General features: G+C 57.7%; 21 protein-coding genes. 10 read left to right on the forward strand and 11 right to left on the reverse strand.

Going from position 1 to position 25,231, the window contains the following annotated elements; genetic code table 11:
* Nucleotides 1–25: 25 nt before the first annotated feature.
* The 6 genes from CKO40_RS01035 to CKO40_RS01060 all read right to left on the reverse strand — a co-directional run bounded on the left by CKO40_RS01035 (nucleotide 26) and on the right by CKO40_RS01060 (nucleotide 8,044).
* Nucleotides 26–1,729, reverse strand: coding sequence for an FAD-dependent oxidoreductase (locus tag CKO40_RS01035; RefSeq protein WP_200343885.1), 1,704 nt, complete (start codon nucleotides 1,727–1,729; stop codon nucleotides 26–28).
* Nucleotides 1,730–1,745: 16 nt separating this feature from the next.
* Complete coding sequence (locus CKO40_RS01040; RefSeq protein ID WP_200343887.1) at nucleotides 1,746–2,675, reverse strand: aldo/keto reductase; 930 nt, start codon at nucleotides 2,673–2,675, stop codon at nucleotides 1,746–1,748.
* A 202-nt stretch (nucleotides 2,676–2,877) separates the two neighbouring features.
* Nucleotides 2,878–4,302 (reverse strand): sugar transferase, encoded by a 1,425-nt coding sequence (locus CKO40_RS01045; protein ID WP_200343890.1) that lies wholly within the window; start codon nucleotides 4,300–4,302, stop codon nucleotides 2,878–2,880.
* 980 nt (nucleotides 4,303–5,282) lie between these two features.
* Nucleotides 5,283–6,224 (reverse strand): glycosyltransferase family 2 protein, encoded by a 942-nt coding sequence (locus tag CKO40_RS01050; RefSeq protein WP_200343892.1) that lies wholly within the window; start codon nucleotides 6,222–6,224, stop codon nucleotides 5,283–5,285.
* A 6-nt stretch (nucleotides 6,225–6,230) separates the two neighbouring features.
* Nucleotides 6,231–7,001: a glucose-1-phosphate cytidylyltransferase gene (gene rfbF / locus CKO40_RS01055; RefSeq protein WP_200343894.1), complete on the reverse strand. Its 771-nt coding sequence runs from the start codon at nucleotides 6,999–7,001 to the stop codon at nucleotides 6,231–6,233.
* Between the two features lie 71 nt (nucleotides 7,002–7,072).
* Complete coding sequence (locus CKO40_RS01060; RefSeq protein WP_200343896.1) at nucleotides 7,073–8,044, reverse strand: NAD-dependent epimerase/dehydratase family protein; 972 nt, start codon at nucleotides 8,042–8,044, stop codon at nucleotides 7,073–7,075.
* A 164-nt stretch (nucleotides 8,045–8,208) separates the two neighbouring features.
* Between CKO40_RS01060 and CKO40_RS01065 the strand changes: the two genes are divergently transcribed.
* The 5 genes from CKO40_RS01065 (at nucleotide 8,209) to CKO40_RS01085 (ending at nucleotide 14,958) form a co-directional block, all read left to right on the forward strand.
* Nucleotides 8,209–9,063, forward strand: a complete 855-nt coding sequence (locus CKO40_RS01065) for a class I SAM-dependent methyltransferase (RefSeq protein WP_200343898.1) — start codon at nucleotides 8,209–8,211, stop codon at nucleotides 9,061–9,063.
* Between the two features lie 208 nt (nucleotides 9,064–9,271).
* Nucleotides 9,272–10,504, forward strand: coding sequence for a methyltransferase domain-containing protein (locus CKO40_RS01070; protein WP_200343899.1), 1,233 nt, complete (start codon nucleotides 9,272–9,274; stop codon nucleotides 10,502–10,504).
* Between the two features lie 46 nt (nucleotides 10,505–10,550).
* Nucleotides 10,551–11,786, forward strand: a complete 1,236-nt coding sequence (locus tag CKO40_RS01075; RefSeq protein WP_200343900.1) for a glycosyltransferase family 4 protein — start codon at nucleotides 10,551–10,553, stop codon at nucleotides 11,784–11,786.
* 58 nt (nucleotides 11,787–11,844) lie between these two features.
* Nucleotides 11,845–12,912 carry a CDP-glucose 4,6-dehydratase gene (rfbG, locus tag CKO40_RS01080; RefSeq protein WP_200343901.1) on the forward strand — a complete coding sequence of 356 codons (1,068 nt, stop codon included), beginning with the start codon at nucleotides 11,845–11,847 and terminating at the stop codon, nucleotides 12,910–12,912.
* A gap of 30 nt (nucleotides 12,913–12,942) precedes the next feature.
* Complete coding sequence (locus CKO40_RS01085) at nucleotides 12,943–14,958, forward strand: GumC family protein (protein WP_200343902.1); 2,016 nt, start codon at nucleotides 12,943–12,945, stop codon at nucleotides 14,956–14,958.
* A 53-nt stretch (nucleotides 14,959–15,011) separates the two neighbouring features.
* On the opposite strand, the gene CKO40_RS01090 is transcribed toward CKO40_RS01085, so the two are convergent.
* Nucleotides 15,012–16,013, reverse strand: a complete 1,002-nt coding sequence (locus CKO40_RS01090) for a hypothetical protein (protein ID WP_200343903.1) — start codon at nucleotides 16,011–16,013, stop codon at nucleotides 15,012–15,014.
* The gene (locus CKO40_RS01095; RefSeq protein ID WP_200343904.1) at nucleotides 15,973–17,367 is read right to left on the reverse strand and encodes an O-antigen ligase family protein; all 1,395 of its coding nucleotides are present in this window, start codon (nucleotides 17,365–17,367) and stop codon (nucleotides 15,973–15,975) included. The genes CKO40_RS01090 and CKO40_RS01095 overlap by 41 nt, the downstream gene beginning before the upstream one ends.
* Before the next feature lie 321 nt (nucleotides 17,368–17,688).
* Here CKO40_RS01095 and CKO40_RS01100 point away from each other — a divergent pair, with 321 nt between their 5' ends.
* Nucleotides 17,689–18,633 carry a glycosyltransferase gene (locus CKO40_RS01100; RefSeq protein ID WP_200343906.1) on the forward strand — a complete coding sequence of 315 codons (945 nt, stop codon included), beginning with the start codon at nucleotides 17,689–17,691 and terminating at the stop codon, nucleotides 18,631–18,633.
* A 67-nt stretch (nucleotides 18,634–18,700) separates the two neighbouring features.
* Here CKO40_RS01100 and CKO40_RS01105 read toward each other — a convergent pair whose 3' ends face one another.
* From CKO40_RS01105 to CKO40_RS01115, 3 genes are all read right to left on the reverse strand, one after another.
* Nucleotides 18,701–19,006, reverse strand: a complete 306-nt coding sequence (locus CKO40_RS01105) for a hypothetical protein (RefSeq protein WP_200343908.1) — start codon at nucleotides 19,004–19,006, stop codon at nucleotides 18,701–18,703.
* Between the two features lie 132 nt (nucleotides 19,007–19,138).
* Nucleotides 19,139–19,318: a hypothetical protein gene (locus CKO40_RS01110; RefSeq protein ID WP_200343910.1), complete on the reverse strand. Its 180-nt coding sequence runs from the start codon at nucleotides 19,316–19,318 to the stop codon at nucleotides 19,139–19,141.
* A gap of 303 nt (nucleotides 19,319–19,621) precedes the next feature.
* A complete protein-coding gene (locus tag CKO40_RS01115; protein WP_200343912.1) occupies nucleotides 19,622–20,371 on the reverse strand; it encodes an IclR family transcriptional regulator in 750 nt (249 codons plus the stop codon).
* 369 nt (nucleotides 20,372–20,740) lie between these two features.
* Between CKO40_RS01115 and CKO40_RS01120 the strand changes: the two genes are divergently transcribed.
* From CKO40_RS01120 to CKO40_RS01135, 4 genes are all read left to right on the forward strand, one after another.
* Nucleotides 20,741–22,966 carry a phosphoketolase family protein gene (locus CKO40_RS01120; RefSeq protein ID WP_200343914.1) on the forward strand — a complete coding sequence of 742 codons (2,226 nt, stop codon included), beginning with the start codon at nucleotides 20,741–20,743 and terminating at the stop codon, nucleotides 22,964–22,966.
* A 368-nt stretch (nucleotides 22,967–23,334) separates the two neighbouring features.
* Nucleotides 23,335–24,666 carry a four-carbon acid sugar kinase family protein gene (locus tag CKO40_RS01125; RefSeq protein ID WP_476702794.1) on the forward strand — a complete coding sequence of 444 codons (1,332 nt, stop codon included), beginning with the start codon at nucleotides 23,335–23,337 and terminating at the stop codon, nucleotides 24,664–24,666.
* Nucleotides 24,667–24,730: 64 nt separating this feature from the next.
* Nucleotides 24,731–24,943: a type II toxin-antitoxin system HicB family antitoxin gene (locus CKO40_RS01130; protein WP_200343918.1), complete on the forward strand. Its 213-nt coding sequence runs from the start codon at nucleotides 24,731–24,733 to the stop codon at nucleotides 24,941–24,943.
* Nucleotides 24,940–25,125: a type II toxin-antitoxin system HicA family toxin gene (locus tag CKO40_RS01135; protein ID WP_200343920.1), complete on the forward strand. Its 186-nt coding sequence runs from the start codon at nucleotides 24,940–24,942 to the stop codon at nucleotides 25,123–25,125. Before CKO40_RS01130 ends, CKO40_RS01135 begins: the two co-directional genes overlap by 4 nt.
* Nucleotides 25,126–25,231 lie beyond the last annotated feature (106 nt).

Genomic DNA, 25,231 nt, shown 5'->3' on the forward strand with positions numbered 1-25,231 from the left:
CAATCTCGCTATCTAGCTCGAAACATTAGGCATGCACCGCCACTGCAGAATTGTCAGACGTCGGTGACATCATTCTTTGATCCATACTCTCCCACGGTTGCCCCTTCAGATGATCAGCGAGCCGGATGGCGAGCGCGACGATCGTCAGCGTGGGATTCGCCTGGCTACTCGTAGGAAATACTGCGCTGCTGGCAACATATAGGTTCGCTGTGCCAAAAACCCGACACTCGGGGTCAACGACGCCCTGGCGCGAGTTCTCCGCCATTCGGAGGCTACCAATATGGTGGCCGAGAGTTGCCTTTTGGGCGCGTATCTCGTCATCCACGTCGTCAGAATTGTACTCTAATTCGCCGACACCGGATTTTCGAAACGCTGTATCAAGCAGTTCATGAGAACGCCGCAAGCTGTCAACATCCATGTCTGTGATCCGGAAGTCGACCATTAAGCGCGGCTGACCTAAGGCGTCGCGTTCCTCGCTTAAAGCGATGCGGGAAGACATGTCTGGTACCTGCTCGGCGTGGAAGTAAATGTGGAACAGGTTGTTCTTGGGCTTCACCAGAAGCGAAGGCATCCGTCGTTCTTGCAAGAAACGACTTCGGCTCCAAGACGGCAGCACACTGAGCATTTCAGGTGATCCAGCAAGCACATTGCGTAGGTGCTTCCAGTACAGTTCGTACTTGCCTGACCTGGTGCTATCGCTCGACTCCAGCTTGCCCGCTAAAGTCTTGACAATAAAAGCCAACGACATGATGCTGCTGCGATGATCGGCATCCTCGAGTAATGGCCGATCCAGCGTAAAGTAACTGTTGAGTAGCCGAAACCGCCGTTGCACTGCTGCGGGAATCCAGAAACGGCGCCGGCAATAGACGCCATGGCGATCGATTTCATACCCAAACTTGACCCGTACATCGGGCTTGAAACGCGCTCGGGCGATCACCCCGTTAAGGTGGCACATGTAGCCTCGCCCAAGCCACGGCGAGTCTTCGCCTAAGTTTGCGCCATCGCGTGCGTTGCTACTCAGCAGTAAACGAGTGCTTTCGAGGCACCCACCGGCGAGCACGGTGCGGCTGGCGCGAATTTCGAAAGTCGTTCCGCTTAAAGTAGCCACTTCCAATGCCTCTATATGGCCGCCAGTTTGCGCTACGCGCAAATGGTGGCAAGCCGCATTGAGTAACACGCGCAGGTTCCGCAGTCGCTGCAACTGGCTAGCGTAGCGTTTACCAAAACGCGTGGGCGGCCCCCAACGCTCGATCGTATCTGTACTAACGTCGGGATCGTGAAGGCCTTCGACGAGCTCGCCTCCTTCCAGCGCGCTCGTCGCCTCGTAGTCAAACTCGCCGCACTCACAGTAGACGTGGGCGCGTCGGTAGTACGGATCGAGATCAGAGCGATCGATCGGCCAGCCACTATCTCGCACGTAGTCGCGTTGCTCGAAATCAATCGCGTCGTACGGGACACAGCGTCCACCCCACAACGCCGACGTACCTCCTAACTGGCGATAACGGGCCTTCTGCGTCGGCAAGTGGTAGGCCGGGTCTACCAGTTCGCCGCGGTACAGATCCAGGCTCTTGCCAGCATGATTGCGGCCACCCGCTTCAAGCACGATAACGGATCGGCCGCTCTCGCCAAGCTCTAGTGCCAGGGTAATGCCAGCTGGGCCTGCTCCGACGATGCACAGGTCACATCGCAGCACCGAATCTCGTTGAATGTGATAGGCGTCTTCGATCATTTGCAATGGCCGCCGGTCAGGTCACGCAACGAAACTGGGTCATGAGCTCTTGCGGCAAGGGCTGCGACGCCAATGCATTGAGATTGGCGTTAAGGTGAGCGCGGGTAGTGACGCCTATCACGACGGTACTGACCTCCGGCATTTGCTGGACGAACTGTAATGCGAACTCAAACCATTGCAACCCTGGCCGTTGCACAGATAACTGGCGAATTGCTGGATGATCGCGCAGCCGCCCGCCCGCAAAGACCTCCCGGGCGATAACCCCGACACCACGGGAAGATGCCATCGGCAGTATTTCGGGCAACATTTCCCGGTAGTCGAGACTCACTGGCACCTGAATGCTATCGATCTCCTCCCAGGCCAGCGCAGCCCGAGCGCTAGCTACGTCATCACAAGAGACCCCGAGATACCGAATCTTTCCGGCGTCGCGAAGATCGATTAGGAGACGGTGCACATCCTGGTTCTGCAGCACCTCAACCGGCGGTGAATGCAGCATGAACAGATCAATATAGTCAGTACGCAAGCGCCTGAGGCTGGACTCGATACGTTCACGCAAAAAACCTGGCTCAAAGCGTTTGCGCTCACTTGCAAGGCGATTCTGCGCCACGCTCCGCCGCCCACCTTTCCAATGACGTAGTAGCGGATTGGCAAGCGGTTTTGCAAGCCGAATCATCGTTTGCGATATGCTCAGCGTCAGGCCAGCTTTGGTGGCAAGAATAATGTCAGCACGACGGCCGGAAAATACGTCGCCAAGCATTCGCTCGCTATCGCCCTGGCCATAGATATCGGCGGTATCAAAAAAGTTCACACCCGCATCAAAAGCCGCATCTAGCGTCGATCGAACGGCCCGTGGCGAGCATGCTGTGGTCAATGATGCGATGCGGGCACAACCAAACCCGAGCCTTGACACTCGCAGCGACGTGTGGCCGAGGTTTACATACTTCACTTAGACATATCCCAGCTGTTACTTCATGGCCGATATTGGCAAGACGGCTTGCAGTAGGCCACTAGGACGCCCTATGAAAATGCCCACTCGCCTACACAAATAGTTAAATTCTAGGCCGAAAAAGGTATTCTGTTCGGGTTTTTGAGGTATGCTTCTAGCATCCATCCATTCCCACCTACCAAAATTGGTGATAGACGTTTTCTTAGTAAGCCCCTCTACGCAACAATACAGCAGGAATCGTTCCGAGCAAAATGGCAAAATCGCGCGCGAGAGACCATCCATCAATATACTCCATGTCCATCTCCATCCAACGCTCAAAACTGATGCCGCTGCGGCCGCTTATTTGCCAGGTACATGTCAGGCCCGGCGGAAAACTAAAGCGTCGACGATGACTATGTTCACTGAATAGAACGACATCCCGGACCGGCAATGGTCGTGGGCCGACTAGACTCATATCACCTCGCAGTACGTTCACTAGCTGCGGCAGTTCGTCGAGGCTAGTGCTGCGCAAGAAACGTCCGAGGCGAGTAACGCGTGGGTCGTTCTGAATTTTGAACGCTGGGCCAACCAACTCGTTAGCTCCTTCCAGTTCCACCTGCAGTGCTTCTGCATTCTCAACCATCGTACGGAACTTATACATACGGAAGATTCGCTTGTTGCGGCCCACACGGTCCTGCACGAAGAGTACTGGCCCCGGGCTGCTCATCTTCACCGCTAGAGCGATCAACAGCAAAACCGGACTCATCGCTACCAACACGGAAAACGAAACAATCACGTCGATAAGTCGTTTGACGGAAAGCTGCCAATCGATATTCGGGCCATTATATAGCGTTATTGTTGGCAGTTGAAAACGATGCTCGACACGCATCTTGAGGCTGTCGATATCGAAAAAATCCGTCGCTAGCGTAACGGGTATGCCCTGCTCTTCACACCGCACGAGCACGTTCTCGATCTCTTCATAACACGACTTTATCGGTAGCGTCAAATAGACCTCATCGACTGAATGTTGGGCGAGAATAGAAGACAGCTCTTTAATGTCACCGAGATAAGAGATAGATTGACCCAGCAGTTTTTCCGAAATCACATCAGGACTCGTGTCCACGAAACCGACAACGCGGTAGCCAATCTCAGGCTGACGCTTTACAGTCTGGGCAAAACGGAACCCACGGTCTCCCGCGCCGACTACGATGACATGGCGAATGTTATGGTTGTGCGCCCGGAGCTGGCTCAGGAAAACGCGGAGGACAAGTCGAGACCCAAGTGCCAGCAAGGCAAGCATGGCCCAGAACAGCCAGACAAACTCCCCGGATAGAAACTTAACGTCCATGATCACACCTGCCGTCGCCACCGCACCGGTGGCGAGAAAGGTGGACCGCAGAAGCCGCGCGAATTCCGCGATAGGGCGTTCCAGTCGCCGTGATCGATAGGCGCCACTATTAACTAGCGACAGATGCCAAGCTAGCATCACGATCGCGACCAGAGCCAGGGCTCGAACGTCAACCAGAGGGGTAAGGGCGTGATGGTCGGTCGTTAGATAAAGCGACGACACGATAGCCGCCAAAATCAGTAGAACCTCGTAGATCTGGTACGCTATAATGAGTAGGAATCGACGGTGTAGCTTATACATGATCAGCGTTCCGGAAAGCGCTATGAGCGGCGCCCTGTTAGTGCTTCGTTTACTCGTGTCAAGGCGAGACACTCATTCAATGGAGACCAGTTTGCGTCGACGAGTTTGCTGCACGGACGAACACCAAAAGAATTGTTATGTGAGCTAGGGGCTTTTTTGGGGCCTGTCCTGCAGATACGTCAAATGAGCAACCCTGGCTACGTGTGCCGGCGAGCATAAGCGACCGTGGCTTGCCGCAGCCCTTCTATTGCATCTGTTGGCCCGACACAGGCCAGCTCAGGCCGTGAGCGCTATAGGTCTTGAGTGGGCCAGTGAAGTCGAAGCAGGCCCCGTTGCGACAAACTATTGATGGCATGGCTCGCCTCAGCCAAGCACCCCTCGCAAAGTGCAAATTACGATCAAGCGGACGGCCCAGTTTCATCCTGCCGTCTTGAGCGGTGCACGCCGGCAATTCCCGCAGCTAGCGTACACCCGTCCGAGAGCGTATGGTCTTCTATCTAATCCGTGGCTTAAGAAGCCTAATCTCATGCATCAAACATGCCGGAGAGGCTGCTTGCCGCCAACGAGCCAATCCTGAAGGTATCTGATTAAACTGAACCCGAAAAAACAAGCACTTACGGGACTGAAAACGCTATGTCTGTCGTAAAGAGCGTCATCGCTGTAAGGTCACGAGGGGCATCCTGGTGTTTCTTTGGAGTATTCTTTACAGTCGCAGCAGGCTAAATCACCCTCGAATTTGTAGAAAGAGTCGTGAAAAGAGCTAAGTCCATGAAAAAAAAGGAGAGTTTTTGAGCGTGCATGTGTAAAGGTTTTCGACACTTGCGCCCATTCCAAAGAAGTCTTTCGCTGCTTTCAAGCGATTAGTTTTCGAAGCTTTTTCCGAGCATAACGTGCTTGAGGACCGCCTGCTCAGGCTCAGTTTGCATCCATAGCTTCTTCTGTCAGCTCGATAAGGTCCGGTCTTGAATGTGGGGTTCCACTCAGGGGTATCGGCTAATTCGATTCAAGGCCCAACCGACCAACTTCTTAGTCTTCAGCTTGGCGGTGCTGATTCGTGGCAGAGCAGGCATCAGATCGTCTCGGATGATGAACCGACCGTCGTGTTCGTCGCGCTCTAGCGTTGCCGCTTCGACAATCCGCTCTTTCCACTCCTGTCCGGAAAAGCTCAGTAAGTGCTGCGCGGCCTTTTTCGCGTTCTGATCCACATCCTTGTCGAGGAAGCTGTTCGGGTTGTCCATCACCTGTTGCCAGTCCGGTAGCACCTCGTGAGGGAACGAAAATCCGCCCTTGGCAGCGTTGCTGCGCCTTACTTCGATGCGCCGCTGGATCGATTCAGGTGATCGGTATTGGTAGTGCTTGATACGGATGCGCATTGGTGCCGAGCGACCGAGGATCGGCCAAGAGCGTTTTGGCGGCCAGTAGATGGTACGGTCGTAGCGGAAAGCGCGCGGCTCTGACCAATTGTTCAAGTAATACCGGCACTTCTGTTCCACCGGCAGAGAGTCTGCGTAGGCCGATGGGTCTTGTTCATAGCGACGCAGGTCTTCATCGGTAAAGTAGTACTGCAGCATAGCGCCCCACACGACGTCGTAATCACGCGGTACTCTGGGTAAGAACTGGCGCGGGTCGTCAACATAGATTTCATCGGAATCGAGGCGTACCCACCAGTCGCCGGGCGCGTTGTTCTTGGCATAGTGGAGAAAGATGTCGCGGCGCAGGCTCTCGACGAAGGTACAGTCATCTTGCTTGAATGGGACGATTGTAGGGTTATTGGCTGCTAGCGATTGAACGATCTCCCAGGTACCATCACCGCTTCCGTTGTCAAACACGTAGATATAATCGCACCATTGGGCGGCGCTGGTTAACGTCTGAGCAATGATGTCAGCCTCGTTTTTGATCACGCACATGCCATGGATGTTCATTGGCGCCTACCAGACCTTCCACGGGGCTCGACCGGAAGCCCATGCTTGCTCGAGGGCCAGCTTGTCGCGCAAGGTATCCATTGGTTGCCAAAAGCCTTCGTGCCGGTAGCTTCCAAGCTCGCCGTTCCGTGTCAGACGCTCGAGCGGGTCGCGTTCCCACACTGTCTGATCGTCCTCGATATAGTCGAATACACCGGGCTCAAGGACGAAGAATCCGCCGTTGATCATGCTGCCGTCCCCCCCAGGCTTTTCGTGGAAACGTTGCACGGCACCTGAATTGTCAATCTCAAGCGCGCCGAAGCGGCCTGGTGGGCGAACGGCGGTGACGGTCGCGAGCACTCCTTGTGAGCGATGCGCCGCGATGGATGCCCTGATGTCTACGTTGCCGAGGCCGTCGCCATAGGTCAAGCAGAAGGTCTCGTTGTCTAGGTAAGGCGCTACACGCTTGAGTCGGCCGCCAGTCATTGTGCTTTCCCCGGTATCAATGAGTGTTAACCGCCATGGTTCTGCTCCTTTTTCAAGGATATGCGTCTCGTGCCGGCTGAGGTCAATGTGCACATCTGACATATGCAGCATGTAGTTAGCGAAGAACTCTTTGATCATATAACCCTTATAGCCTAGGCAGATCACAAAATCGTTGATGCCGTGCGCGGAGTAGATTTTGAGGATATGCCAGAGAATCGGCCGGCCGCCAATCTCGACCATGGGTTTCGGCCTATTGCTTGTTTCTTCACTGAGTCGCGTTCCGTACCCGCCGGCGAGGATGACAGCTTTCATTTTACTACCCGGTAATGCCTTCGCTGTGGTTGCTCGTGGACCGGATGTCTCCGCGGGCAGGGTTCAGGTTGTTACCCAACCGTGTCCTGCCGTCCTCCTAGAAGGTCATCGAAATAGGCGATGGACTGACGTAGGCCGTCAACTAGCGCAACAGTTGGCCGCCAGTCCAACACTTCAATGGCGCGCGAGATATCTGGCTGACGCTGGGTGGGATCGTCGCTGGGCAACGGCTGATAATGTATCGTTGAGGTTGAGCCGGTCAGCTCGACGATCAACTTAGCCAGCTCATCGATCGTGAACTCGCTCGGGTTGCCAAGATTGATCGGCCCCGTAATGCTGTCTGCGGAATCCATCAGTCGTACAAAGCCGTCAATCATATCGTCGACATAGCAGAACGATCGCGTCTGCTCGCCGTTACCGTATACCGTTATCGGCTGATTTTGCAGTGCCTGGACGATAAAGTTCGATACGACGCGACCATCGTTAGGATGCATGCGCGGTCCGTAGGTGTTGAATATGCGGGCGATCTTGATCCGTAAGTTGTGTTGACGATGGTAATCGAAGAACAGTGTTTCCGCGCAGCGCTTGCCTTCGTCATAGCAGGAACGAATGCCGATTGGGTTGACATGACCAAAGTAGGTTTCAACCTGAGGATGGATCTGCGGGTCTCCGTACACCTCGCTGGTCGACGCCTGCATGATCTTCGCTTTGACGCGCTTGGCAAGACCTAAGACGTTAATGGCTCCGTGCACACTTGTCTTAGTCGTTTGCACTGGGTCGAACTGATAATGGATCGGTGATGCCGGGCAGGCAAGGTTGTAGATTTCATCGACCTCGACGTATAGTGGAAAGGTGATGTCATGGCGCAGCAACTCGAACCGAGGATTATCCAATAGAGCGAGCAAGTTGCTCTTGTCCCCAGTGTAGAAGTTATCTAGACAAAGCACCTCGTGGCCATCGGCGATCAGCCTTTCGCACAAATGCGATCCAAGAAATCCTGCACCTCCTGTAACCAGTACAGATTTGCGAGTTGGGTCGCGCACGATCTTCCTCCTGTGTCTGAGGGGATCAAGATGGAGTGGACTGATGAGCGAAAATTTTTCGGCTCAAGAAACAGTCCCTAGGTTATATTGTCCGCAACCGCAATATACAATCGTATGCGGATCGAAAGTCTTGCGAAAAGCGGCAACCCAAGAAAGTACGCATTATGGCAAAAATACTTGACAAGTTGTTGAGGTCTATCATACCTTCGACGGCTATCCTTTCGCACTCGAAGTTATTCGGCTTTGTGCATGCTGTTGCGGAGTTTCTGCCGCGCCGTGCGATTCGCCTGTTTACCGACGCGCCCCTCCCGCCAGGCCGGCTGATCGTCAGAATTGGTGTCGGCAACACGATTCTCCGGCCCCATCTATGGTATCTCACGTCTAGTGCTCACTACTGGATGTACTACATGTCCAGGGGGAGTGTCAGCCTCGACTCTATCATCGTCGATGTTGGTTCCGGTGTCGGCCGCTCAGCGGTTGCGTTGAGGGACTTCAGGTACCACGATGCCCGGTTTACCGGGCATTACTTCGGGTTCGACGTTGATGCCGAGATGGTTGACTGGTGCCAGCGCAACTTTCCCAGCGATCGGTTCACGTTCACCCAAGTCGATGTACCCAACAGGTTGTACAACGAGTCAGGCACGAATCAACGGGCACTACTCAACATCGGTGATGCTGCAGGCAGGGTTGATTTCATCTTTTCTCAGTCGTTGCTGACGCACCTGCTCGAAGACGATGTGCGCCATAATCTGTCCGAAGCGCACCGTTTGCTGCGGCCGGGTGGTGTGCTGGCGATGACATTTTTCTGCATGGAAGACCTCAAAGAGCGCAACTTGTTGGGTGGCCGCTGGCGTTTCCAGCACCGCGTCGGTGATGCCTATGTCGAGAACCCCAAGCACCCTGAAGCGGCGGTCGGCTACCAACGCCAGTGGATGCTCGATGCCTGTCGGGGTGCGGGCTTTAGTGAGGTGGGTACTGAACTACCGGACTTTCAGACGACGGTCTACGCAATCAAGTAGATCAAGGCTGTGGTTGGGTATGCTAAGAGCGCCTAACGGGTAGCCCTCTACGCCCTAATACTCAGCAACTTGTGTAGGCTAAGAAGCGCTATCAAAGCGCCCGCTGGACTTGCGCAAATGTCTGATTTCGAAGGCCGCGGAAGTCATTCTGTTAGGGCTTCTAAGCGGGGATTTTGGTAGGGCGTCTAAGCTAACGAGGGGGTATAAGGTGACGAACTTTCGCTGCAAATTCTGTGACACGAAGCTAGAACACACTTTCGTCGACCTCGGTCTGGGCCCGCTCGTGGATGCTTACGTCGACGCCGATGCGCTAGATCGAATGGAGCCTTTTTTCCCGCTGCATGCCTATGTTTGCCATCAGTGCTTTCTCGTCCAGTTGCCGCCTGCGGTGAGGCCAGATGAAATGTTCATCGACTACCCCTATTTCTCCTCGGTCTCGACGTCATGGCTCGAGCACGCCAGGCGGTATGCGGACGAAGCTATCAAACAATTTGGTCTTGGCTCCACATCTCGTGTCAAAGAAATTGCCAGCAATGACGGCTACTTGTTGCAGTATTTCCATGCCGCAGGCATACCGGTACTAGGGATCGAGCCTGCGGCTAATGTTGCCGAGATTGCCAACGCTAAGGGCATCCCGACGGTCTCGCGGTTCTTTGGGCTGACGACCGCAGAGGAGGTGCGCACTGAGCATGGTGCCGCAGACCTACTTATTGGTAACAACGTTCTCGCCCATGTGCCTGAGCGCAACGATTTCATCGCCGGCCTCAAACACCTGCTAGCGGAGGACGGCGTGCTCACCATGGAATTTCCGCATCTGCTGCGCACGATGCAAGAAAACCAGTTCGACCAAGTATTTCACGAGCACTTCTCTTACCTATCATTGGTCACGGTCGAGCGCATGTTCAGCGCACATGGTCTGGCGCTGTTCGACGTCGCAGAGCTGCCTACGCACGGGGGGTCGCTGCGCATCTACGCCCGCCATGCTGAGCGCAGCGAGCCCGCTGCGACGCCCAGGTTAGATGCGTTGCGAGCGCGAGAACAGCGTTTCGGCCTAGAAGATGTCGTGACGTACGCCAATTTTGCTGAGCGCCCGAAACAGGTGAAGCATGGGCTGCTTACTTTTCTGCTCAAGGCGAAGCATGAGGGCAAGTCGGTTGTCGGATATGGCGCTGCGGGAAAGGCGGCCGTTCTTCTGAATTTCTGCGGGATTGGTGTGGACTTCCTGGACTTCATTGCCGACCTTAGTCCGCACAAGCAGGGAAAATATATGCCTGGTGTCCGAATCCCCATCGAGCCACCGGAGGCGATCGATAAGGCCAAGCCGGATTACGTGTTGATCCTCTCGTGGAACCTGAAAGACGAGATCATGCAGCAGCTCTCGCATATTCGCGACTGGGGCGGGCAGTTTGTTCTGCCGATTCCGGAAACGCGAATCTGCTGACTGGTGCCGTCATACTTTTCCGCGAAGACGGCAAGCACCTGTACGTATGAAAGCACCTCGAGTCTTGTTTGTCAGAGGCGCCCGCGGGATTGAGGATTTCTCCGGCGCTGAATCCCTGATTGTCACCTCAGTGCGTGGCCTTGAAGCCTTGGGCAGCCGCTGCATGGTTGTCTTAGTCGTTCGATCTCAGCAGGCAGGGTCAGGCTGGATCCAGCGCTTCCGTGAAGCGGGGGTAGACCTGAAACTCGTCTTTGTGGATCGCGCGTACAGTACGCGAGACCTGTTCGAGTTGCCGAAACTGATCCGTCACTACAACGCGGACGTCGTACACCCCGTAGACCACCGAGCCGACGTTGTTGGCGTTGCGGCGGCGAGGCTGACAGGACGTGCCGCGATAGCAACCTATACCGGCTGGACCAATTGGGACGAAAGCTTCGCCCGCGGTGGCTGGTATGAATGGGCCGACCGCCAGGCATTGAAGAGCGCCGATGCGATCATTGTTGATTCTCGTTCTCACGGCGTGACTCTGGGGTTCGGTTCCGAGCACACACCGCGGGTCGTGATCCCCAACGGCATCAACATTAAGAAATTCGATCCGGATGTCATCGGCCGTGATTATCGCGCGCGCTTGTTCGACGAAGACGATGTCATCATCGTTGGCATGGTTGGCCGCATTCATCCCAATAAGGGCCAGCATGAACTCGTTGAGGCAGCTGCGATGCTGGCCGAACGCTATCCGCGAGCACGCTACGCCATCGTCGGCGAGTCCACGGTTGGATTTGAAAGCTATAAGTCCGATCTGCTTCAAAAGATAACAGAGCGTGGCCTCAATGACGTTGTCCGAGTGACCAATTTCTCCCATCCCGAGATTCCACAGGTGTTTGCGGCCTTCGATTGCCTTGCTGCGCCTTCCTACATTGAGGGCATCAGCTTCACGATTCTCGAGGCCATGGCGATGCGCCTTCCAGTAGTTAGTACCGACGCGGGCGGCACACCTGAGATCATCAGCCACGAGGAAAACGGTCTGCTGGTGCCCCCGGGCGATGTTGGGTCATTAGCCGATGGCATTAGCCGTCTGTTCGATGATCAAGCCTTGCGCGAGCGGCTGGGTAGATGCGCTTGCGCGACAATAGAGCAGGGCTACACCATTGAGGTGATGGCGCGGCGCAACCAGCAGACTTACCACGAAGTGCTTGCATGGCGTGAGAAGGGCGCAGCCGGTCGGCGCGATGACAATGGCCTGCGTAGCCGGCTTGCCAGCGCAGGACTTGGAGTGCTTTAGAGGTTTCACGGTAGACCGCAAGGCATTTGGCTTGATGTTCTTCTAGAGGTGCAACGCAGTGAACCCCGAATTCTGGCGCGGCAAGAAGGTTCTCGTCACAGGGCACACGGGTTTTAAAGGAGGCTGGTTGTCCTTGTGGCTGCAGCAGCTTGGCGCGCAGGTCATAGGCTATGCACTAGCGCCAAACACTGACCCCAGCATGTTCGAGGCCGCTGAGGTAGCGGATGGTATGACCTCGATTATCGGCGACCTTAGGGACCTGTCGAAGCTCACTCGCACACTTGAGGAGCATGCCCCGGAAATCGTCATTCACATGGGCGCTCAGGCTATCCTGTCGGTGGCTTATCAGGACCCGGTTCTTACCTATACGTCCAACACCATTGGTAGCATGAATCTGCTAGAGGCTATCCGTTGCACCAACTCGGTGCGCGTGGCGGTCATGATTACCACCGACAAGTGCTATGAGAACGTCGAGTGGGTCTGGGGTTACCGTGAGAACGACCGGCTGGGCGGTCACGATCCCTACTCCAGCAGCAAGGCGGCAGCTGAACTGATCATTCGCGCTTACAGGGAATCCTTTTTTCCTGATTCACAGTTCGACGCACACCGTGTTGCGATTGCAAGTGCCCGTGCGGGCAACGTCATTGGGGGTGGCGACTGGTCTCCGGATCGTTTGATCCCAGACTTGATGCGCACGATGCTGGACGGCAGGCTGACTACAATACGGCGTCCCACTGCGACACGGCCCTGGCAGTTCGTGCTCGAGCCCTTGAACGGCTACTTGGTTCTCGCCGAACAGCTCTGGCGGCGTGGCTCAGCGGTCACGGAGGCATGGAACTTTGGGCCAAGCGTTGACGAGTTGTACGATGTGGCCTGGATATCGAATTACATCGCTGACAAGACCGGCGGTCGCTGGGATACACCGGAGGGAGCGGTCGATCTGACCGAATCTAGACTGCTCAAGTTGGACTGCACTAAAGCCCGCATGCGGCTTGGCTGGGCACCTAAGCTTGATCTGCCCACCTGTCTCGACTGGGTGCTTGAATGGTATCGGGCACACAATGAAGGCCAGGACGTGCGTTCTGTATGCCATCTGCAGATCGAGCGGTTCCAATCCATTGAGTAACTGACCTTCCCAGGCCCAAACCAGCCCGCTATGACACATCAGAACGCTGAGATCGGAACGCGACGTACGTTCGGGTTGCGAGAGCATGTGCAGGTGCTGTCGCGGCATGCCGGCAAGATCATCCTTATTCCGCTGGTTGGGTTTGTTACCGCCCTTGCCATCTCGTTTTCGGTCTCAGAAGTCTACGTCGCAGAGGCCCGGCTGTTGGTACAGTTGAGCCGCGAACCCTTTCGTCTGAGTGCTGTACTGAATCCCAATGCAGTGAATACTGTGCCTCGCAGCGCCGAGGATGAGCTTCGTACTGAAGTCGAGATCTTCAAAAGCCCGGTGGTCGCGCAAAAGCTCGCCGACAGGCTTGGGCCGGAATACGTTGTCGAGAACATGACCTGGCGCTGGGACTGGCTGAAAAAGATCCCTGCCGAGGTCAAAGATCGTGTGTTGATTACGCTGTACGACTGGGGTCCGACTGCCAGGTTGCTCGGCTCCCTTGGCGTCGAGCGGCCAATCAGTGGGCCACCGGACTGGCGTACTGTTGCCGCCGGCAAGATCCTAGACAACATTGAGGTCGGCACAATACTGAAGACCGACATCTTTGTCGTTTCATTGGCTGCGCCTGATGGCGACTTTGCGGCGCTGGCTCTCAACACGATGCTCGAGGCCTATTTCGATCATCACTCAGACTTGAGACAGCCGCGCCGCGCGCTCGAAGTGCTCGCGGAGGAGGCGGAGCGGCTACGTGAGGCGGTCGACGATGCCCAGAGGCAGTTGCATGATTTTAAGCGTGAACACGGCATCGCCTCGTTAGATGACCAGAAAAGCGTACTAGTGCGCCGGATCGACACAATTGAGGCAGAGGTATCAAACGCTCGTGTGGCGGCAATCTCTGGGCAGAAGGGCATCCAGGCAATCGAAAGACAATTATCGGCTCTCGGCAACACAACGCTGGGCGGTTCAGTGTATTCCGAGCTCCAGAAGAGACTGGCGCTTGAGCGCGCCGAAGTGGCTGCCGCAGAGGCTCGTGCGGAGGCATTGAGTGTGCAGCTCGCGCAAGAGCGGGCAACGCTCGCGATGCTTGATGCCCGTGAGGCCGAATTGAACTCACTGACGATGCAAGTCGACATCCGCCGACAGGCCCTCGACGCCTTTGTCAAGAAGCAGTTTGAGATGCAGACAGCGGAGTCGTTCGATACGCAAAAATTGGCCAATGTGCGTCCAGTCGAGCCAGCGCAGGTACCGCCCTTCCCGTCGAAGCCGCGCAAAGCGCTCAATGCGATTCTTGGGCTAGTGATCGGCGGCATTATTGCGCTAACCATCGCCTACCTCTCAGAATACATGCGGCGAACGCTCATAACGCGGCAGGAAGCAGAGGAGGTACTGCGTCGACAGGTGCCGGCCGTTTTGCGCTGGGAGAAGCCTAGCAAACGTGCGAGCCGGCTCAATGAACTGGAATTCCGTCGGTTTGCCGAAGCACTGGAAGGAAACGGAGAATCAGCATCCCCTCGCTGCGTACTCATTACCAGCGCCGTGTCGGGAGAAGGGCGCTCCTTTGCTGCTCATGGATTGGCGGCCGCGCTCCGTGCAAGGGGCAAATCCGTGTTGGTCTTGTCAGTCCGAACAGATCAGACTTTCGATTCAGATTGTCCAGAATCGAAGGGCAGCGGTTCACAAAGCTCGACTAATGTGATCTCTGATTCAGAGTCTGACGTCGTCGTTGGTCGCGGGGCCGAACTGTTGCGCGACCATGTGCGTTCACTGCGTCGCGACCATGCGGCCGAGCTCGACTACATCTTGGTCGATGCGCCAGACATGAATCGTTACCCAGAACAACAGACGTTGGTACCGGAAACGAGCGATGTTATATTTGTGATCGAAGCGGGGCGAACTTCGTCGATGACCGCCTGGAATGAGCTGGAGGCCATTGATTCAGCTAAGCCGACGCGCGTCGTCGTGGTACTCAACAAGTGGAGACCCGCTATTCCAGAATGGATTTATGCACGCCTCAAGCCTCCGGGCCGCCGCGACGATGTTCGGCAGGCGCGGAATTAGAATCCCGCAGGCAGCTTAAAACGCATTCTGCTACCCGCTAGAGTGGCTTGAGGTTAATTCCGAGTGCGCAGTCGCCAGACTCGCCAGTAGATTTGGACCAGACTGGTGATCAATACTATAGTGCCAACTATGATCAAGGGTATGGCCACAATGGCCGGCGGTAGGTGAATGTCCAAAGCAAAATAGATGGGGTACGTTAGGCTCGCAGTTGCTGGCATTAGGAACAGCAGTGGATAATTCCAAAGGGCCGTTTGCCCTGAAAAGTGACTGAATAGGTCAGCGCCGTTCTCGAGTAACCGGTTTCTACTCAAAGCATGCAACACGATGCCGGCGACTACCGGTAGTGCCAATTGCAGCGGAGTTAACGGGTACATCATCAGGGCCCATAAGAGCACTGAAACTGCGACAAAGAACCAGATTTCTAGCCGGGACGGCTGGTAGGTAGTGCCACCGTAGCGGTCGATCAGCACGTATCCTAGCGTGCATAGCAGCGTCGCTCGAAAGGAGAACAATCCAAACTGTGTCGGTGAAAGCCGGTCATACGTGCCATCGACCCAGAACCAGGTTGCCCAGATCCCCCAAAAGAGACCAAGGCCAACGGCCAGCAGAGCTGTAAGCGAAGCGCGATTCATCAATAGCACGCGCCGCACCAGCCACCAGCCTAAAAGTATGACCACCAACACATGCCAGCCCACTGACGGCCAGATCAGTGAACCGGGGAGTGAAGAGTACATCTCGGGCACAAGAATGCCCTCGGTCGCCCAGCCAAATAGGCACCCTGCCAAGAACACCGAGCGAAAGCTGCTTGCCTTGAACTGTGCGACTGAGAGCGTGAACCAAGCTGTGAAAATGGTATACCACAGCGTCATTTCAACTGCGAAAGCAAGGAAATCTCCGAGCTCAGCAATCAGCGGTCGTTCCTCATTGGCAGCAGCGACATTGAGAAAAAATAGCTCCGAGTAAAAAAGGAGTACCAACGCACTGCCGAACAACATCGCCATGCGGTTGAATGTATTAGGCAACGTTCGATTTATAACGTGGTGTTGAACTTGCATCGGATACAGCGGGCTGCGACGGCGTTGCTTGAGCCATGCGCGCTATACAAGCGAGCAACGCAACGACCAGGAATGGCTCACGCATCGCGGGATTGAAAATGTTGACAACCAGCTGGCCGGACAGCGCAATTAGCCAGATCTGAGCCTGAAAGCGAGTCTCCGATCTTCCAAGTCCGACAATGCCCCAGCGGAATCCCATGAGCCACATCATCGTATATGCAACCAAGGCGAAGATGCCAACCTCGGATGCAACGTGAAAAAACGAGTTATGTACGGTGATGATGACAAATTCAGAATAGCGCGATTCCGCAGGTAGGTATGGAAACAGCTTGCTGCCGGCAAGTCCGGGCCCTGTGCCAAACCAGATGTGGTCGAGGAATAAGCGCCAGCCGGCCGTCCATTGTTCGAGTCGCCACCGCAAGGTTTCTGCCCATTCTAGGCCAGCGCTGTACTTGGTGAGCGCAGCCATGAACTTGAATTGCCGTTCGGCATCGCTGACAAGCTCGTAGATAGCAAACTCATAGGATGCAAGCACGATGGCGGCGATAATCATGCTCAGTATCGCGAGCATGCGAACGAAGCGATACCGGATCATCAGTGCTACACCAGCCATGATCGCGAATGCAACCAGCGACGTCCGTGAGTAGGTGTGGTACCAGGCAAATACCATTGCGGCCGTCGCGAGTCCATAAGCCGACAGTGCCAAGGGACGGCGCTCACGTGTCAACATGGCAAACGCGTATATTATCGGTATTTGTAGGAAACCCGCGAGCACCGTAGAGTGCCCTGTGGTGCCTGGCATGCGTGCTGACCCGGCGGCCCATTCTTCTTCGTGCGTAATATCGCCTACCGAGAACACGAGGCCTACATGAATTTGCAGGGCGACGACTGCAGCCTGCAGGAGACCTAGGCCAATCATAAATAGCCCGACCTTGTGTAGATCCTCTGGTGTCCTAACAAAGGTTAACGTGAAGAAGTAATAGAGCAGCATAATGCCCCAGGAACCTGCCTCTGCCGCCGATTCGCCAACCGATTCGGACATGATAACGCTCGCGCCGATAGCGAACGTAAAGGCCAGGCCAATCACTGCGTCCGGCCAGCGTGATATCACTAGCCATGGCCCGCGCGACTGTACGGCATTGAATGCCATGAGTCCCAATCCCCCGACCAGTGCTAGCCGGGCTACTGAAAGTCCAGCGCCGATCGGTACCCAAAAAGGGATGCTGAATAGCACTAGGTAGTAGGCTCCCCAAGGCAAAATCAGCAGAGCCGTTATTGCGGTTAGCCCAACTGCGAGCAACACCGCCTTAATTGATAGCGTTACCGCTGCGAGACCGGCGGCGATGCCGATCAAGAGGTACAGACTGGTGTCGGATAGACGTGCTAGTACGGCGAGAGTGCCCGCCGTTGCTCTCGGTGGGCGCTTACTAGTCATTGCCGGTGTTGCGCCGATTACCAAGGGACGACCGATTAACGAGGGTTGTGGTCACGCTAGCGCCTAGCAAACCCAAAAAAAACTCTAGGTTACCGCAATTACGCATCTTGGTACAAACGGATAATCGGTGTTCGGCGCTAGTCGAGCTAGGCCACGTTTGCGTAAAATTGAAACTAAGCAAGCAGTATCAGTGCCGCTCGTATAGACCTCATCTTTACCATGACATTAGCTGCGCCACAGGTGTCCGTTATCATCCCATGTTACGAGGGCGAGGCTTTTATTGCCGACGCGATTCGAAGCGCTCTCGATCAGCAGGACGTTACCCTAGAGGTTGTGGTCGTGGACGATGCTTCACCGGATGGCTCAGCGAGTGTCGTCGAAGGGTTTCTCGATACCGACCATGTCCGTCTCCTGCGGCGCCGCCGCAACGGTGGCATAGCCGCGGCGCGTAATACCGGCATCTGCAGCGCAGCGGGCGAGTATATCGCTTTCTTAGATCAGGATGATCTTTGGTATCCGGGACGACTGAGCAAAGCGGTAAAAATCCTCGACAACGACAAGGATATCGGGCTGGTATTCGGTAACGAGACGACACGCAGCTTTGCAACGGGCGCGAATGAGACGTCACGGCTAAGACCGCCAGCGGACATCAACTGCAGATCGCGCGATGCTGTGCTCGCAGCACTACTGCAACGAAACTTTATTCCAACAGCAGCCAGTCTGGTGCGACGAACCTGTTTCAACGAATTGGGTTTGCTGAATGAATCGATCCGCAGTGGTGTCGATGACTTCGATCTGTTTGTGCGCATTGCGGGTCGTTACAAAATTCTGCACATCGACGAGTTGCAGGCGGTGCGGCGCATTCATGGGCGCAACTACACACGTTTGCAGCGCATGGTTCCTGACATGCTAGAGATCTTGGAAACTGCCGCTGCTGCCCGACCGGCAGTTGCTTCGGTCGCCGGGCACGCCCGCGGGCAGTACCTATACCTACTAGCTAAGGAACAGCACTTAGAAGGTCGCTACGATGAAGCGATCGCCAGCTACTGGCGTTCAGTCAAGGCGGCACCGCCGAACTTCGTTGCGCTGGCTACAATGTTGGTATGTGCATTTGGGCCGGCAGGCAATGTGCCACTTTCAATTCTGCGCAAAACGAACAGGTGGTTGCGACGCAGGGGCTCATAAAGACATCTTGCTCGTCTCTCAGCGGAAGACCTTGGCGGTGGGTCGGTGGTCGGGGTTCTCCAGCAGGTCAACGGCTTCCTGCACGCAACGAAACATCGCCGCCAAGGGTGGCCAGGACGCTGCCGTCGCCGCCAAGGCACGGCTGAGGATGCCGGGTCAGCGTTGGAGCGGTTTCGGCAGGCTCCGTTTTTTGCGCCACGCGCTCTAGGCTGGCATCGATTTGCTCGAGGCGTTCGTGTAGGCGCAACCCGCCGGGCACCAAGGGTGCGTGGCCCTCATCACAGAGCGCGCCAGGAACCGCGGCGCAATAGCCTTGCACCAGCTGCGCCTCGTCATCGACGCGCTCACTGACGGTGTGCTCGAGTGGACGCATCGCGCGAACGCGTTTCTTCAGCTCCTTCTCGGCATGACGGTTGGCCTCCCAGGCCGGTCCTCTTCCTAGGGCACCAGGATGCGCCTCCCTACTGCTTGCGACCGCCCTCAAGCGCCTCTTGCTTCCATAGTTTTAGCCAGTCCTCTCTTCTACCTGCAGCTTGCCGATCTGCTGGTAGAGGCGGTCGCGCTCAGCCTCACGCTGTGCCTCCTCGCGCTCTCGATTGTGACCAAACACCCCCGGCAATGCCTCCAGCGCATGCTTCTTTAAGATGTTGATCTGGTGGGGATAAAGCTCGTACTCCGCCGCCAACTAGCCTGACCCAGGGGGCTGGCTGTCTTCTGGCCCTAAATCGCCGCCAGCGCCGCCAGCGCCGCCAGCGCCGCCTGTGCCTTGAACTCTTTGCCGTACCGTTTGCGCTTCATCTCTGCCCTCTTGATGTCCCTCGCTCTACCTTGAGGGGCTATCTCAAATCTGGGACCAAAATACCCGCTCGCGGGGATCTGTGCGAGGGCAGCGGGTGGCAGCCGTCCCTACCACGACCCGTCTAGTGTCGCTGCGCTGAGCCGGCTGAGCCATGCGGTTGATTGGCGCCGATTGCGGCTCGCCGGTGTACTAGCCGAGCTGCTCGGAGATCGCGCGGCAGGCCTGCTGGAGATCGCCGATCCACTCGAGCCTGCGCCGTTCGATTGGCGCCGAGATCGACAGCCCGCCGGCGACGCGGCCGGTGCTCTCGTAGAGCAGGACCCCGATGCAGCCGACATCGAGCTCGGCCTCTTCGTTGTCGAGTGCGTAGCCGCGCTCGATGGATTGGAGGCAGTCTTCACGCAGCGGCGCAAGGTCGCTGAGGGTGTTGCGGGTGTAGGCGGGTAGGTTGGTGCGCTCGGCGTAGGCGCGAATGGCCTCGTCGCCGCCGGCGCCGAGCATCAGCTTGCCGACGGCGGTGACGTGCAGCGGCGCGCGGGCGCCGATGAGCTGCTGCACATGGATCATCCGATTCGGTGTCGCCTTCTCGATGTAGACCACCTCGTCGCCCTCGCGGATGGTCAGGTTGATGCTCTCGCCGATCTCGTCGCGCAGGGTCTCCATGATCGGGCGTGCAATCGCGCGCATGTCGACATCGCCGTGGAGACGCACGCCAAGCTGCAGCAGCCGCAGACCGAGGCGATAGCGGCCGGCCGGGTCGCGCTCGACGAGGCCGTTGTGGATCAGCGAGGCCAGGATGCGGTGGGCGGTCGAGGCGTGCAGGCCGGTGTCGGCGGCCAGGACCTTGAGGCTGACGGCGTCTGGGTAGCGGGCGATGGTCTCGAGCAGGGCGGCGGCGCGGTCGATGACCTGGATGCCTGAGCTGGGGGCGTCCTTCATCGGGCCGATCCGCGCCTAGCGCCAGATTGGATGGCTGAGCCAGATTGGATGGCTGCGAGAGATGAGTGCGCTCGCGTCGAGGAAGGCGTTCACCAGTCACGCTCTGCTGCGAGGTCGGCGTTGATGATGGCCGCTATTCCGCGGCGCTTGAGCTCGGCAGCTGTGAGTACGTTTTCCATCGGGATGTCCGCGCGGTACTGAGTGTTCTCTCAATGGTACCGGTCTTGGTTGCCGTGATGAGAATTTTCCGCATCGTGAAAACGTTTTCTTATTGCGGAATCCTAGTCCGGTCGTATTCTCAAGCTCGACATGCCGGATTCGGTTACTGCAAGCGGTCCGGCCCTGAACTGATCGACGAGGATTCTGACGATGAGCGCTCCAGCCCCGACCACTTCCAGCTATTCCGCGACGGCCATCCCCGCTTTCTGCGAGGGCGTGCTGCATTTTGGTGATGCATCGCCGCGGTTCGCGGCGCTGAGTGAGCCGGCGATCGCTGAGGGTGCCTCGGCGATCGCCGAGGTCGATGAGGCGGCGGTCTATCAGACGCGCCTGATCGCCGATGCGCTGCGTTATACGACGCTGCAGCTCTGTGCGTCGAAGGAGTCGGGGCATCCGGGCGGTTTTGCGAGCTCGGCCGATGCGATCGCGGCGCTGATCATGCTCGGGCACAAGAACATCGTGACCGAGGTCGGCCACCATGCGCCGGGCTTCTACAGCAGCCTATTCCTGGACGGGTCGCTGGAGGCGATGGGCATCGGCACGATGACGCAGATGCAGGAGCGCTTTCGGGAGCGTGAGGGGCTGCTGGGGCATCTCTCGGGTGCGATCCCGGGTCTGCTGGCGCCGGCGGGGCCGCTCGGGCAGGGGCAGCATTTCGCGATGGCCGGGGCCTATCTGAATCGCGACACGCTGTTTCCTTGCACCATCGGTGATGGTGGGCTGGGCGAGCCCTATGTGCTTTCGGCGATGAAGCACTTCCATACCAGCTATCCGGATGTGACCAATTTCCTGCCGGTGCTGGTCTGGAACGGGTTCAGTCAGGAGCACCATTCGATGGTGTCACTGATGGATAACGCGCAGATGACGGCCTATTGGCAGGTGCACGGGTTCGAGCGCGTGATCCTGATCGACGCGAAAGACTTCGATGACGCCGATCAGCCGGAGGCCTATGCCGACAGCACCCTGTTCAGTGATGAGGCGCGCGATGCGTTCACGCGGGCGGTGATCGAGGGGATGCAGGAGGCGGCCGAGTCGGCGATGAGCGGGACGCTGACGACGGTGATCGTGAAGCAGTTGAAGGGCGCCGGGGTGCATGCGCGCGGCGCCAAGTCGCACAACCTGTACCCTGGCGATAAGCCGGAGCAGCCGGCAATTGCGGAGGCGCTGGAGCATGGTGCGCTGGCGCCGGAGGCCTGGGAGCTGGTGCGGACGCTGATGGCGCGGGCTGGCGGCGGGCCGGCTGGGTGTGTTGCGGTCACGGAGTCCGAGCGTGTGCTGCCGGAGGTCGGGGAGCTACCGACGCAGGCGTTCGAACCGGGTGGGAAGGCGGTGCCGTCGACGGCGATGGCGCAGATGGTGGCGGCGCTCGGTGAGCGCGATCCGCTGTTCGTGGTGACCAATGCCGATGGCAATGAGGCGTCGGCGATGAAGGTGATCAATGAGCGGCTGAAGATTCGACATCCGACTGTTGATCCGATCTATAACCAGGCGCCGAGCGGGCAGGTCTATGAACCGCTGAGCGAGGATGCCTGTGCGGGCTTTGCGGCTGGGATCGCGCTGTTCGGAGGGCGCTCGCTGTGGCTGTCGTATGAGAGCTTCGCAATCAACGGCTGGCCGATCGTGCAGACGGTGGCGCAGGCGATGGCGGAACTGCGGCGGCGCACGCCGGCGATGGTGAGCATGTTCACGGCCGGGGCGCTGGAGCAGGGGCGCAATGGCTGGACGCATCAGCGCCCGGAGATCGAGAACTATCTCGGGGGGCAGATGCGCAATGGGAACAGCTACCTGCTCTATCCGTCCGACGCGAACATGATCCAGGCGGCCTATGGGTGGGCGACGTCGCAGTGGAACAAGTGCATCAGCATCGTTGCGAGTAAGTCGGCGCTGCCGGTCTATACGACGCCGGAACAGGCTGAGCGGGCAATCGATGAGGGGGCGGTGGCGCTGTATGAGTCGTCGGCTGGCGCGGGGTCGTTGGTGGTGTTCGCGGTGACCGGGGATATGGTGCTGTTGCCGGTGTTCGAGGCGAAGGACGCGCTTGAGGCCGCCGGGCATCGGGTGCGGGTCGTGGCGGTGGCGAATCCGCGGCGGTTGTTCCGGGCTGAGGATGTGGCTTGGGCGCAGAGTGCGGAGGCCGATGGGCGGTTCATGGAGGATTCGGACTTTGCTGCGCTGTTTGATGAGGATGCGTTGGTGGGTGTCAGCGGTGGCGGGACGGCGGCGTTGGAGCCGGTGTTGCTGCGGTCTCGGGCGGCGGGGCGGGACCTGGTCGGCTGGCAGCGGGGGGAGACGACGGCGTCGCCTGGGGAGATCATGGCTTTCAACGGGTTGACTGGGGAGGCGTTGGCTGGGCGTGCTCGGCGGCTGGTGGGGTGATTGCTTAGGCGGTGGTGCTTTGAGTTTGGCTTGGGTTTGGGTTTGGGCTTGGGCTTGGGCTTGGGTCGGGCTCAGGGGGCGTTGCTTGCGAGCTTGTCGGGTGGCGCCGAAGCCGGGTGCCGCCCGTCGGGGGACGCCGTGAATACGTCCTTGTAGGCTCGGCGATCGCCGTCCTGGCGATCGACGCCCCCTCCGGGCGGCACCCGGCTCCGGCGCTTCGGGCTACGGTGGCTGGGTTCCGGGGGCTGGTTGCGAGCTTGTTAGGGCGGGCTCCGGCACTTTGGCTATGGTGGTTGGGTTTGGGGAAGCGGGTACAGCGGGTGGGCCTGGGCAGAGTCGGGTGAATTGGGAGTAGCGGGATGGCTGAGGTGACGACCAAGATCATTGCGATCGATGATGACCCCACCGGTTCGCAGACGGTGCATGGGTGCCTGCTGTTGACGCGGTGGGATGTAGAGACGTTGGTCGAGGGGTTGCGGGATGCGTCGCCGTTGTTTTTCGTGCTGAGCAATACGCGGGGGATGGATGCTGAGCGGGCGGCGGTGGTGACGCGGGAGATTTGCGTGAATCTTCGGGCGGCGTTGGAGCGGATGGAGGCTGAGGGGTGCGTGGTTCAGCCGGTGGTGGTGAGCCGGTCGGATAGTACGTTGCGGGGGCATTATCCGGTTGAGACGGATGTGATCGCGGCGGAGTTGGGGCCGTTCGATGCGCATTTTTTGGTGCCGGCGTTCTTCGAGGGCGGTCGGTTGACGCGGGATGGCGTGCATTATTTGGTTGTGGATGGCGAGCCGGTGCCGGTGCATGAGACGGAGTTTGCGCGGGATTCGGTGTTTGGGTTCAGTACGGCGTTCTTGCCGGATTATGTGGAGGAGAAGACGGCGGGGGCCATTCGGGCGGATGAGGTGGTGCGCTTTTCGCTGGATGCTGTGCGCGGGGATCTCGGGGAACGCCTGGATGCGCTGAGCGGGAATGTCTGTTGTGTGGTGGATGCGGAACGGCAGGCGGATCTGGATGGGTTTGCGCGGCAGGTGTTGGCGGCGGCGGAGCAGGGTCAGCGGTTCTTGTTCCGGAGCGCGGCGAGTCTGTTGACGGCGTTGGCGCAGTTACCGCCGCAGCCGGTGCCGGCGGGGGGGATGGCGGCGTTTGTGCGCGGCGGTCGGCCGGGTGTGGTGTTGATGGGCTCGCACGTCGGTAAGTCGACGCGGCAGTTGGAGCGGTTGCTGGCGGAGACGGACGCGGTCGGGCTGGAGGTCGATCTGGATCGGCTGGATGAGGCCGAGGCGCTGGTCGGTGAATTGATTGCGGGGGTTGAGAAGGCGCTGGGTGAAGGACGCGGGGCGGTGCTCTATACGAGTCGCGGCGAGCGGCAGTTCGAGACGAAGGCGGAGCGGTTGGCGTTCGGGGATCGGGTGGCGGATCTGCTGGTGCGGATCGGTCAGCGGTTGCCGATGGATATCGGGTTTTTGATCAGCAAGGGCGGAATCACGTCGAACGATACGCTGAGCAAGGCGTTGGCTTTGCGCACGGCGCGGGTGCTGGGGCAGGTGCACGCGGGATGCTCGGTGGTGCGCTGCCCCGACGATCATCCGCGTTTCCCGGATCTGCCGGTGGTGATCTTTCCGGGTAATGTGGGCGATGATGAGACATTGAAGGCGGTCTATCAGCGTTTGTCGCCTGCGGCTGCTGGACCAAGCCCTTGAACCCTTGGCTCTTGGCCGGAGAAAGCAACACTCTTGCCCAATCTGATCTTCGGAGCTTTATGCCATGAAAGCAGAATTCACCGCTATCGTTAAAAGAGATGGCGATTGGTGGCTAGGCTGGGTTGAAGAAGTTCCTGGAGCCAATGCCCAGGAAAAGACGAAAGAAGACTTGATCTTGAGTCTAAAAGAGGCTGTCCAGGATATCCTGGAACTCCGCTGTCAAGAAGCGCGCGAGCAAGCAGAAGATGATTTTGAGGAGATTACGATCGCAATATGAAGCGCAACGCGCTGATTCGCCACTTGTCGAAACATGGTTGCGAACTGGTGCGTGAAGGCGGACGGCATTCGATATGGAAGAACAAGGATTCTGGTGAGATGACAACGGTGCCGCGACACAATGAGGTCAAAGAGCTAATGGCGCGCAAAATTTGCCGAGACCTTGGGGTTGTAGAACCATAATTAAGGCTGCGGTTCAGCTTGATAGCGAGGCCTTTTCCAAAAACGAGGACTTTTGCAAGACCAAGGGCTTGCTCAGTTCGTCAAACAGCGCGCGCTAGCCTTCGGC

Source organism: Halochromatium glycolicum, assembly GCF_016584085.1.
Classification (GTDB): Bacteria; Pseudomonadota; Gammaproteobacteria; order Chromatiales; family Chromatiaceae; genus Lamprobacter; species Lamprobacter glycolicus.